13 protein-coding genes and 1 pseudogene are annotated in these 9,793 nt (G+C 69.1%); 7 read left to right on the top strand and 7 right to left on the bottom strand.

Features of this window, described 5'->3' with window-relative positions; translation table 11 throughout:
- Window positions 1-223, top strand: a pseudogene (locus tag VFF46_RS12685) (translational GTPase TypA); the annotation flags it as partial.
- Between the two features lie 182 nt (window positions 224-405).
- Complete coding sequence (locus tag VFF46_RS12680) at window positions 406-1,002, top strand: L,D-transpeptidase (RefSeq protein ID WP_325037291.1); 597 nt, start codon at window positions 406-408, stop codon at window positions 1,000-1,002.
- Between the two features lie 27 nt (window positions 1,003-1,029).
- Here the strand turns inward: VFF46_RS12680 and VFF46_RS12675 are convergent, their stop codons facing one another.
- Window positions 1,030-1,533 carry a macro domain-containing protein gene (locus VFF46_RS12675; RefSeq protein WP_325037290.1) on the bottom strand — a complete coding sequence of 168 codons (504 nt, stop codon included), beginning with the start codon at window positions 1,531-1,533 and terminating at the stop codon, window positions 1,030-1,032.
- A 77-nt stretch (window positions 1,534-1,610) separates the two neighbouring features.
- Here VFF46_RS12675 and VFF46_RS12670 point away from each other — a divergent pair, with 77 nt between their 5' ends.
- On the top strand, window positions 1,611-2,405 hold the full coding sequence (locus VFF46_RS12670; protein WP_325037289.1) for a L,D-transpeptidase family protein: 795 nt from the start codon (window positions 1,611-1,613) through the stop codon (window positions 2,403-2,405).
- On the opposite strand, the gene VFF46_RS12665 is transcribed toward VFF46_RS12670, so the two are convergent.
- The 6 genes from VFF46_RS12665 to VFF46_RS12640 form a co-directional block, all read right to left on the bottom strand.
- Entirely contained in the window at window positions 2,402-2,746 is a 345-nt protein-coding gene (locus VFF46_RS12665) for a DUF2516 family protein (RefSeq protein ID WP_325037288.1), read from the bottom strand. The genes VFF46_RS12670 and VFF46_RS12665 overlap by 4 nt on opposite strands.
- A gap of 101 nt (window positions 2,747-2,847) precedes the next feature.
- Window positions 2,848-3,369, bottom strand: a complete 522-nt coding sequence (locus VFF46_RS12660) for a hypothetical protein (protein ID WP_325037287.1) — start codon at window positions 3,367-3,369, stop codon at window positions 2,848-2,850.
- 22 nt (window positions 3,370-3,391) lie between these two features.
- Entirely contained in the window at window positions 3,392-3,778 is a 387-nt protein-coding gene (locus VFF46_RS12655) for a helix-turn-helix transcriptional regulator (protein ID WP_325037286.1), read from the bottom strand.
- An 80-nt stretch (window positions 3,779-3,858) separates the two neighbouring features.
- On the bottom strand, window positions 3,859-4,599 hold the full coding sequence (locus VFF46_RS12650) for an SDR family NAD(P)-dependent oxidoreductase (RefSeq protein ID WP_325037285.1): 741 nt from the start codon (window positions 4,597-4,599) through the stop codon (window positions 3,859-3,861).
- A complete protein-coding gene (locus VFF46_RS12645) occupies window positions 4,596-5,591 on the bottom strand; it encodes a hypothetical protein (RefSeq protein ID WP_325037284.1) in 996 nt (331 codons plus the stop codon). The genes VFF46_RS12650 and VFF46_RS12645 overlap by 4 nt, the downstream gene beginning before the upstream one ends.
- Before the next feature lie 73 nt (window positions 5,592-5,664).
- On the bottom strand, window positions 5,665-6,408 hold the full coding sequence (locus VFF46_RS12640; RefSeq protein WP_325037283.1) for an SDR family oxidoreductase: 744 nt from the start codon (window positions 6,406-6,408) through the stop codon (window positions 5,665-5,667).
- 103 nt (window positions 6,409-6,511) lie between these two features.
- On the opposite strand from VFF46_RS12640, the gene VFF46_RS12635 reads away from it, so the two are divergent.
- The 4 genes from VFF46_RS12635 to VFF46_RS12620 form a co-directional block, all read left to right on the top strand.
- Complete coding sequence (locus tag VFF46_RS12635; protein ID WP_325037282.1) at window positions 6,512-7,381, top strand: helix-turn-helix transcriptional regulator; 870 nt, start codon at window positions 6,512-6,514, stop codon at window positions 7,379-7,381.
- Window positions 7,382-7,385: 4 nt separating this feature from the next.
- Window positions 7,386-8,663 (top strand): D-inositol-3-phosphate glycosyltransferase, encoded by a 1,278-nt coding sequence (gene mshA / locus VFF46_RS12630; protein WP_325037281.1) that lies wholly within the window; start codon window positions 7,386-7,388, stop codon window positions 8,661-8,663.
- Window positions 8,660-9,148 carry a YbjN domain-containing protein gene (locus tag VFF46_RS12625; RefSeq protein ID WP_325037280.1) on the top strand — a complete coding sequence of 163 codons (489 nt, stop codon included), beginning with the start codon at window positions 8,660-8,662 and terminating at the stop codon, window positions 9,146-9,148. The genes mshA and VFF46_RS12625 overlap by 4 nt, the downstream gene beginning before the upstream one ends.
- A 10-nt stretch (window positions 9,149-9,158) precedes the next feature.
- A partial coding sequence (locus tag VFF46_RS12620; protein WP_325037279.1) for a phosphoglyceromutase occupies window positions 9,159-9,793 on the top strand: 635 nt, incomplete at its 3' end.

The following is a 9,793-nucleotide window of genomic DNA, read 5'->3' as shown; positions in this document are numbered from 1 at the left end:
CATGGACGTCAACATCACCAAGGAAAAGAAGATGACCAACGTCCGCTCGAACGCGGACGAGTTCGAGAAGCTGGTGCCGGCCCGGAAGCTGTCGCTGGAGCAGTCGCTGGAGTTCTGCCGCGAGGACGAGTGCGTCGAGGTGACGCCGGACGCGATCCGGATGCGGAAGGTCGCGCTGACCCAGATCGAGCGCTCCAAGCTGGGCCGCAAGAGCAAGTCCTGAGCACGCTCAGGACACGAACCGGAAACGGTCCGTCACGGGGTGCGGTGTAGTTACATCGGGGTGTGATACACCATTCCTCGGTCGGTGGCGGGGGAAGAAAGTTTTGATTCGTTACCAACCAGACGTGAGTCAGCGACGTCTGTCTTTGTGGAAGCACTCTTTGGGGGAAGGACAAAGGAATCATGGGCATTCTGCGTAAGCTCGGCGCGACCTTGACGGCTGCCGCGATCGTCGGCGCCGGAGTACTTGCGGCGACCACCGCGGCCGAGGCCGCCCCGCGGGTCGCGACTTCGGCGCAGAGCTCCACGAACGCGCCGAAGCCGATCGGCCTGCCGCCGTCGGCGTCACCGGCGGTCAGCAAGAGCACCGCCGCGAGCCAGGCGGCCGTGATGCGCAAGTACCGGCTGGACAGCCGGTGCATGACCCGGGGGCGGGTGCTGTGCATCAACAAGAAGACCCGCAAGCTGGTCTACCTGGTGAACGGCAAGCCGGTGCAGATCATGGACGTCCGCTTCGGCGCGATGAAGACCCCGACCCGGAACGGCGTCTTCAAGGTCTACCGGAAGTCGAAGAACCACGTCTCGACGCTGTACCACTCGAAGATGCCGTACGCGATGTTCTTCAGCGGCGGCCAGGCGGTGCACTACTCGTCGGACTTCCGTGCCCGCGGCTACAACGGCGCCTCGCACGGCTGCGTGAACGTCCGCGACAAGAGCAAGATCGCCTGGGTCTTCGCCCGGGTGCACGTCGGCGACAAGGTCGTCGTCTACAGCAAGTGAGCTGATTGATCGCCGGCGGCCGGGGAGCTACTCCCCGGCCGCTGTCGCGTTCCGGAACGCCTTGTACAGCCGGGGTTCCACCAGGCAGAACGTTGCCCTCGACACCTTTGCCGGCGTATCGCGGAGCGTCTGTACGGCGATGTCCGCGGCCGACCGCGCCGGCCAGCCGTAGATCCCGGCCGAGACCGCCGGCAACGTCATCGTCGCGGCGCCGAGCTCGTCCGCGATCCGCAGGGCGTTGCGGTAGCAGGACTCGAGCAGCGCCGGATCCCGTTGGCCGGCCGTGTAGTTCGGGCCGACGACATGGATGACGTACGACGCGGGGAGCGCGCCGGCGGTGGTCCACACCGCCGTACCGGTCGGAGCACCGTTCGGGTACCGCTCGACGAGCTCGGCGAGGATCTCCGGACCGCCCGCACGGTGGATCGCCCCGTCGACGCCGCCACCGCCGCGGAGCGCGTGATGGGCTGCGTTCACGATCGCGTCGGCGGGCACCGTGGTGATGTCCGCGGTACTCAGAACGATCTCCATGAGCGGTTCCTCCGGTACTCTGACAGGCCAGCTATTTGGGTAGTGGGGACGTCCTACGAGTGTAGGAAAGGGGTCCGATGCGCGGGCTGATCATGCGGAAACTGCTCTCGACGGTGGTTGTCGGCGGTGCGATTGCGGCACTCCTGAGTGCCGGAACGACCGCGACCGCGACGACTGCCGACGTCCGGGCGACGCCGTTCGAGATCAGTGGCGAGCTGCCGATCTACCCGAAGGCGCTGTTCAGGAACGGGTCCAGCTCGGCGAGTGTGCGAAAGCTCGAGGCCCGGCTCGTGCAGTTGAAGCTGCTCGAGAAGCGCTACCAGGACGACGACTTCGGGACCATGACCCGGTCCGCGGTGAAGAAGTTCCAGAAGTCCAAGGGCATTCCCCAGCTCGGGTACGTCGACCAGAACACGCTGGATCAGCTGGTCAAGGTGACCCACGAGCCGACCCAGACCGAGCTGTACCCGCCGGCGCCGGTGGTGGACGGCAGGAAGCTCGACCCGCGGTGCGCGACCGGGGTGGCGCTGTGCATCGACAAGTCCACCCGCAAACTGCGGTACGTCGTCGACGGCGTCGTGAAGATGCAGATGGACGTCCGGTTCGGCGCGGTGAAGACCGCGACCCGGGAGGGCAGCTTCACGGTCGGCTGGAAGAGCCGGAACCACGTCTCCACGCTGTACGACTCGAAGATGCCGTACGCGATGTTCTTCAGCGGCGGCCAGGCGGTGCACTACTCGTCGGACTTCGCCGCCCGCGGTTACAACGGCGCGTCACACGGCTGCGTGAACGTCCGCGACCTGGCCAAGATCAAGATTCTCTTCGACGAGGTCCACGTCGGCGACAAGGTGATCGTCTACCGGTCGTCCTAGAGGGGGCGCGGGCCCCGGCGGCGGCGTAGGGCGCCCCAGCCGCCGTGGCCACGGCCGGTGGCGGCGCGCAGGGCCGGACGGGCGTCGACCAGATAGACGGCGGACGCGACGATGCCGATCAGGCCGAAGAAGCTGAGCCAGCCCTGGAACACCTGACTGAGCGCGAAAACGGCCAGGATCAGCACCCAGCCGGGCTTGGTGAGCTTGTCGGCCGCCATGAACACGGCCCGTGGCCGGAACGCCGCGTCAGCGAGGGCGACCAGCTTGATGGCCATCAGGACCCACCAGATCACCGACAGCGGATCTGCGAATCCGGGGATCAGGCTTTGCCAGATGCTCATACTACGAGCCTAACCGACAGCCGGGCGGCCCACCGCTGCTCGAGCGCAGCTGGGGACCGCCCGGACGCAGGATTCACCCCGATGTGGGGGAATCGTCACACTCAGTCGCCGATCTTGTCGGCCGCGGACCCGGCGGCCTTGCCGGCGGCCTTCGCGGTCTTGCGGGCGCTGGTCGCGGTCGCCTTGAGGTTGCGGCTCGCGGTCTGCGCGGTCTTCTTGGCGGTGGTGCGGGTGGCCTTGGCCTTGCTCACCGTGGTCTTGGCGGCGGCTTCCAGGTCCTCGGTCGCCTGCTGGTGGCGGATCCGCTCGACCAGGTCCTTGCCGCGGCCGGCCAGGTCCTCGTAGGTCTCCTCGGCCTGCCCGAGGACGACGGTCAGACCGGACTGCGCGGTCTTCGGCAGGTCGCGGAGCTTCGCCGGGGCGGTCCGGGCGTCGGCGACGATCGCCTCGAAGCGCTTGGCCAGCTCGGACTGCGCCTTGGTCAGCTCGGCCTGCAGGGTCTTCTGGTCCAGCTTGGCGAAGCGGGCGGTCACGTCGACGCCGACGGCGCGGACCTTCTCGACCGCGAGGTCGCCGGCGCCGGCGATCGCGTAGAACGGGGTAACGGGCGTACGGGTAGCCATCAGGCTTACTCCTCGGGGTGTTTTAGTCAGCACTGGGGGTGTTCTCGCGGACGAACGACGCGTAGACGTCGAGCAGCACACGCTTCTGCCGTTCGTTCAGCGCCGGGTCGAGCAGGACGGCGTCGACCACGGTGGAGGGCTGCTTGCCCTCCTCGCTCTCGTCCGGATCGAGAATGCCGGCCCGTACGTACAAGGTCTCCGCGGAGATCCGTAACGCCTTCGCGAGCTGCTGCAGCACCTCGGCCGACGGTTTCCGCAGGCCGCGCTCGATCTGGCTGAGATACGGGTTCGACACTCCGGCCAGGTCGGACAACTGCCGCAGCGACAACTGCGCGTGCCGCCGCTGCTCGGCGAGGTACTCCCCGAGGGAGCCCACCGCCCCAGCCGCCCGATCACTCAACTTGGCCACGTACCCAGTGTGCTAGCACGTGCTTGCAATTGCAAGCAGCCCGGCCGTGAGGCGGCTCACGACAGTGATTTACGGGGCAGCTACTGCTCGCGGAAGACCTTGTGCTGGGCGGCCTGGGCACGCGGGCGGACCGTGATCCGGTCGAGGTTCACGTGTGCCGGACGGGTCGCGACGTACCTGACGATGTCGGCGATGTCGTCGGCGGTGAGCGGTTCGCGGACCCCGGCGTACACGGCGTCGGCCTTGGCCTGGTCGCCGTTGAAGCGGGTCAGCGCGAAGCCCTCGCTCTGCACCATGCCGGGGGCGATCTCGGTGACCCGGACCGGCTGGTCGTACAGCTCCAGGCGGAGCGTGTCGACGACGGCCTTCGCGCCGTGCTTCGCGGCGACGTACCCGCCGCCGCCCTCGTACGCCACCTGGCCGGCCGTCGAACCCATCACGATGATCGTGCCGCGGCCCGCGATGAGGGCCGGGAGCAACGACTTGGTGACCGCGGCGACCGCGATCACGTTCACCTCGTACATCCGCCGCCAGGCGTCCAGGTCCGCCTCGGCCACCGGCTCGAGCCCGAACGCGCCGCCGGCGTTGTTCACCAGCACCTGCAACTCGTCTCCGACGGCTTCGGTCAGCTTCGCGACGTCCGGCGCGGACGTGACGTCGCACTGCACCGCGCGGCCGTCGATCTCCTTGGCCAGCGCCTCGATCCGGTCCAGCCGCCGCGCGGCGCAGATCACCTCGAAGCCCTCGCGGGCGAGGTGCCGCGCCGACGCGGCCCCGATCCCACTGCTAGCACCGGTCACCACCGCAAGAGGACGAGTCATACCCCAAGCTTCTCAAAGTCCGCCACGCGCTCGACAGGCAGTCTCACGGGCCGTCGAGCCGCCGCGACGACCCCAGCAAGCGCTACCAGGCTCACGGCCATGAATCCGCCGAACATACCCAGGGTCTGTCCGTCCGGGTGGATCAGGGACTGCCCGCGGAACGCCTGCACCGCGACGGTCACCATCACACCCGTGTACGCGAAGGCAGCCACGCCGACGAGCCGCGCCCGTACCCGCTCCGGCTGCAGCCAGGTCGCGCGCCGGCCGAGGAGGTGCAGGGCGAGTAGGACCAGCAGCAGGAAATGGATCGCGTGCAGGCCGACGAAGTGCGGGATCCGCAGGTCGCCGCCGACCGTGCTCCAGTGCGTCAACGGCATCCCCGGACCGCCGGCCTCGACGCCGATCCCGTGGCTGCCGGCCAGCGTCACCGGGTTGCCGTACGCGTCCTTGACCTCCGTACGCTGGCCGTTCGCCCCGACCAGGTAGAACGCCAACGCCATCCCCGCGACCGCGAGCCCGAGGCCGACCCGGATGGCCCGGTTCAGCGGAGCGTCGCCGACCCGCTGGAACAGCAGCATGATCGCCACCACCAGACTCGCGCCGAACAGCCCGAGTACGCCGGACATGAACACCTGCTGCCCGACCTGGTTGAAGGTGTCGCCGGTGGCGTTGAAGTGGCTGAACGTACCGCGCGCCGCCTGGACGGCGATGAACCCGACGTCGATCACCCCGGTGACCGCGAACACGGTGCCGGTCCACCAACCGAAGCGTTTCGCCTTGCGCAGCTTGGAAAGCAGCCACGCGAGCGTCGCGCCGTACAGGACGAACGAGATGCCGAACTTGAACGGCTTGAGCCACACGGACTCGTTGAGGATCTCCCGGTGGTCGACCACGAGACCGACCCCGGACGTCAGGACCAGACCGGCCATGGCGAGCACCATCAGCATCAACGGGCGATGCCAGGACTTGGCTTCTGCAAGGGCTGTACGCATGGCTCAATGCTTTCGGCGGACAGCCCTGACCACAGTGGGGCGAGAGCGTCAGTGGGGGTGGTGGTAGGCCTACCTAGGCCTGGCGCGTGGGCAGCGCGATGACCTGGCGCAGGTTCAGCTCCCGGCGGCGGCTGACCGCGAACGTCACCACGTCCGCGATGTCGTCGGCGTGCAGCGGGCCGATCTGCTCGTTCATCGACGTGATCAGCTCCTGCCCGGGAGCATCCAGGTGGGTGGCGAGCTCGGTGTCGGTCAGGCCCGGTTCGACGTTCGTCACGCGCACGTCGTACGGCGAGAGGTCCGCGCGGAGCGCCGCCGACAACTGGGTCAGCGCCGCCTTCGTCGCGCCGTACACGGCGTACCCGGGGAAGATCGCGTGCGCGCCGATCGACGAGATGTTCACCAGGTCGGCCGTCCGTCCTTCGCCCGCGGCCTTGATCAGGTCGGGCGTGAAGGCGTGGATCAGCCGCAGTACGCCGGTGACGTTGGTGTCGATCATCCGGGTCCAGTCATCGAGGCGGCCGTCGGCGATCGGCGCGGCCAGCATCACGCCGGCCGCGTTCACGACCAGGTCGACGGTCTCCAGCCGCTCGTGGATCTTCGCGACCCCGGCGTCCACGGAGTCCTGCGAGGTGACGTCCAGCCCGACGCCGAACGTACGCTCGCCGAGCTTGCCGGCCAGATCGTCGAGGCGGTCCTGCCGCCGGGCGACCAGGGCCACCGCGGCGCCGGCCCTGGCCAGTTGGGTGGCGATCGCGGCGCCGATTCCGCTGGCGGCGCCGGTGACTACTGCGTTGCGAATGCTCAAGTTGGTCATGGCATCGATCCTGGGGTGGTCGCGGCGGCTTACCCAGGTGCCTGCTGAGCCTGGTCCTGGCAGGACCAGGTTGGCGATCCGGCCGGGCTGGATACTGGTGGGCATGGATCGTCGTGCGGAGCTGAGCGAGTTCCTCAAGTCACGCCGGGCCCGTGTGCAGCCGGAGGAGCTCGGCATCAAGGTGTACAGCGGGCGTCGCCGGGTTCCGGGCCTGCGCCGCGAAGAGCTCGCGCAGGCGGCCGGCGTCAGCGCCGACTACTACGTCCGCCTCGAACAAGGCCGTACCGACAACGTCTCGCAGGAGATCCTGGACGCGGTCGCGAGCGTCCTCAAGCTGACCGGCGACGAACGCAAACACCTGGCGCTGCTGGCGAAACCGGTACGCCGTACTCCGCGCCGCCGCCCGCCGGAACGCCTCCGGCCGGGGATGCAGCGGCTGCTCGACGCGATGCCCGACGTACCGGCGTTCGTGCTCGGCCGCCGGATGGACGTCCTCGGCTGGAACCGGCTGGCCGCGGCGCTGATCGCCGACTTCGGCAACCTGGACCGCAAGGACCGGAACATCCCGCGGCTGGTGTTCCTCGACCCGGCGTCGCGCGACTTCTACCCGGAGTGGGAGACCGTCGCCGAGGAGACCATCGGCTACCTGCGGATGTACGCGGGCCGTTACCCGGACGACCCCGAGCTGACCGAGCTGGTGGGGGAGCTGTCGATCCGCAGCCCGGAGTTCCGCGAGTACTGGGCCCGGCACGACGTCAAGGACAAGACGTTCGGGACGAAGACGCAGCACCACCCGGTGGTCGGCGACATCACCGTGCAGTACGAAACCCTCCAGCCGCCGGGCGAACCGGACCAGTTGCTGGTCACGTACACCGTCGAGCCCGGCTCCACCTCCGAGCAGAACCTGCGGCTGCTCGCCAGCTGGGCGGCCGCGGACACCGATCTGCGCGCGGAGGTCCCGGAGATACCCTGACCGGGTGACCGAATTCCCCGACCGTCCGATCCGGCGGGTCGCGATGATCAGCCTGCACACGTCGCCGCTCGACCAGCCCGGTACCGGGGACGCCGGCGGGATGAACGTGTACGTCGTGGAGCTGTCGAAGCAGCTGGCCGGGCTCGGGATCGAGGTCGACGTGTTCACCCGGGCGACCGCGTCCGCGCTGCCCGCCCGCGTGGAGCTGCTGCCCGGCGTGACGGTGCGCAACGTTGCCGCCGGCCCGTACGAGGGGCTGACGAAGAACGAGTTGCCCGCCCAGCTGTGTACGTTCGCCCGCGCGGTGCTGCGCGCCGAGGCGATCCACGAGCCCGGGTGGTACGACGTGATCCACTCGCACTACTGGTTGTCCGGCCAGGTCGGCCTGCTCGCCCGCGATCGTTGGGCGGTCCCACTGGTCCACACCATGCACACGATGGCCAAGGTGAAGAACGCCAGCCTGGCCGACGACGACGTACCGGAACCGCCGGCCCGGCTGCTCGGCGAGGAACAGGTCGTCGAGTCCGCGGACCGGCTGCTCGCGAACACCGACGACGAGGCGCGCGAGCTGATCGAGCTGTACGGCGCGGTGCCCGCGAAGGTCGAGGTGGTCAACCCCGGCGTGGACCTGGAGCTGTTCAGCCCCGGGGACCAGTCCGCGGCCCGGCGCGAGGTCGGGTTGCCGGACGATGCCGTCGTACTGGCGTTCGTCGGGCGGATCCAGCCGCTGAAGGCGCCCGACCTGCTGCTCCGGGCCGCGGAGCGGATGCTCGCGAAGGACCCCGCGCTGCGGGACCGGCTGGTGGTGGCGATCATCGGCGGGCCGTCCGGCAACGGGATGGAGCACCCCGAGTCGCACGCCGACTTGGCGCGGGCGCTCGGGATCGACGACGTGACGCGCTTCGTGAAGCCGATGGAGCGGGCGCGGCTGGCCTCCTGGTACCGGGCGGCCTCGGTCGTGTGCGTCCCGTCGTACTCGGAATCCTTCGGGCTGGTCGCGCTGGAGGCCCAGGCGTGCGGTACGCCGGTGGTCGCGGCGGCGGTCGGTGGCCTGAGTACGGCGGTGGTGGACGGGCGGACCGGTTACCTGGTCCGCGGGCACGGGGTGGACGACTTCGCCGACGCGCTGGCGCGGATCGCGACGGATCCGGCCGTCCGCGAGAGCATGGGCCGCGCCGCGGTCGTGCACGCCCAGGGGTTCGGGTGGGAACGGACCGCGCGCAGGACGCTGGCGGCGTACCGGACGTCGGCGGAAACGATGGCGGCGGAGGTGGCTGGGTGAGAGTCGCGGCGGCGGACGTGATCCGTCAGGTGCTGACCGAGAACGATCTCTCGTTCACCGAGAGCGAGCCGGGAGTTTTCGCGGCGGAGCTGCCGGGGGAGCGGAAGCTCAAGACGACCGTGATGCTGTCGGTCGGGCTGCAGGCGGTGCATGTGCATGCGTTCGTGGCGCGGCGTCCGGACGAGAATCACGAGGCCGTGTACCGGTGGCTGCTGGAGCGGAACCTGAAGATGTACGGCGTCGCGTTCGCCGTGGATCACCTCGGGGACATCCACCTGGACGGGCGGGTGCCGCTGCACGCGATCACGCCCGGTGAGGTGGACCGGCTGCTCGGGGCGGTGCTCGAGTACGCCGATTCGTCGTTCAACACGATCCTCGAGCTGGGGTTCGCGACCTCGATCCGGCGCGAGTACGAATGGCGCGTGTCGCGCGGCGAATCCACCCGAAACCTGGACGCCTTCAAGGGCTGGCTGGAGCCTCGGTAGTCTTCGGGGTATGACCTATCGCCTGATCCTGCTCCGCCACGGCCACAGCGACTGGAACGCCAAGAACCTCTTCACCGGCTGGGTCGACGTCGACCTGAACGCGCAGGGTGTCGAGGAGGCGCAGCGCGGTGGCGAGCTGCTCCGCGACCGCGACCTGCTGCCCGACGTACTGCACACCTCGGTACTGCGCCGCGCGATCCGGACCGCGAACATCGCCCTCGAGGTCGCCGAGCGCCAGTGGATCGACGTCCGCCGCTCCTGGCGGCTGAACGAGCGGCACTACGGCGGCCTGCAGGGCAAGGACAAGAAGCAGACCCTGGAGGAGCTCGGCGAGGAGCAGTTCATGCTGTTCCGTCGTTCGTACGACACCCCGCCGCCGGCCATCGAGCGCGGCTCCGAGTACGACCAGGCCGGTGACCCGCGGTACGCCGGCCTGCCGCCGGAGCTGCTGCCGGCCACCGAATGCCTGAAGGACGTCGTCGAGCGGATGCTCCCGTACTGGTACGACGCGATCGTCCCCGACCTGCGGGCCGGCAAGACCGTGCTGGTCACCGCGCACGGCAACAGCCTTCGTGCGCTGGTCAAGCACCTCGACAACCTCGACGAGAAGACCGTCGTCGGCCTGAACATCCCGACCGGGATCCC

The organism is Kribbella sp., from assembly GCF_035655035.1.
Classification (GTDB): Bacteria; Actinomycetota; Actinomycetes; order Propionibacteriales; family Kribbellaceae; genus Kribbella.
The sequence above is the reverse complement of the archived record's forward strand: the minus strand, read 5'-3'. Positions and strand labels throughout refer to the sequence as shown.

Bases quoted from the DNA above. Each gene is read 5' to 3' on its own strand.
- VFF46_RS12660 (WP_325037287.1), bottom strand. From the start codon at position 3,369: ATGGCTACCCGTACGCCCGTTACCCCGTTCTACGCGATCGCCGGCGCC.
- VFF46_RS12670 (WP_325037289.1), top strand. From the start codon at position 1,611: ATGCGCGGGCTGATCATGCGGAAACTGCTCTCGACGGTGGTTGTCGGC.
- VFF46_RS12650 (WP_325037285.1), bottom strand. From the start codon at position 4,599: ATGACTCGTCCTCTTGCGGTGGTGACCGGTGCTAGCAGTGGGATCGGG.
- VFF46_RS12665 (WP_325037288.1), bottom strand. From the start codon at position 2,746: ATGAGCATCTGGCAAAGCCTGATCCCCGGATTCGCAGATCCGCTGTCG.
- VFF46_RS12635 (WP_325037282.1), top strand. From the start codon at position 6,512: ATGGATCGTCGTGCGGAGCTGAGCGAGTTCCTCAAGTCACGCCGGGCC.
- VFF46_RS12645 (WP_325037284.1), bottom strand. From the start codon at position 5,591: ATGCGTACAGCCCTTGCAGAAGCCAAGTCCTGGCATCGCCCGTTGATG.
- VFF46_RS12640 (WP_325037283.1), bottom strand. From the start codon at position 6,408: ATGACCAACTTGAGCATTCGCAACGCAGTAGTCACCGGCGCCGCCAGC.
- VFF46_RS12680 (WP_325037291.1), top strand. From the start codon at position 406: ATGGGCATTCTGCGTAAGCTCGGCGCGACCTTGACGGCTGCCGCGATC.
- VFF46_RS12675 (WP_325037290.1), bottom strand. From the start codon at position 1,533: ATGGAGATCGTTCTGAGTACCGCGGACATCACCACGGTGCCCGCCGAC.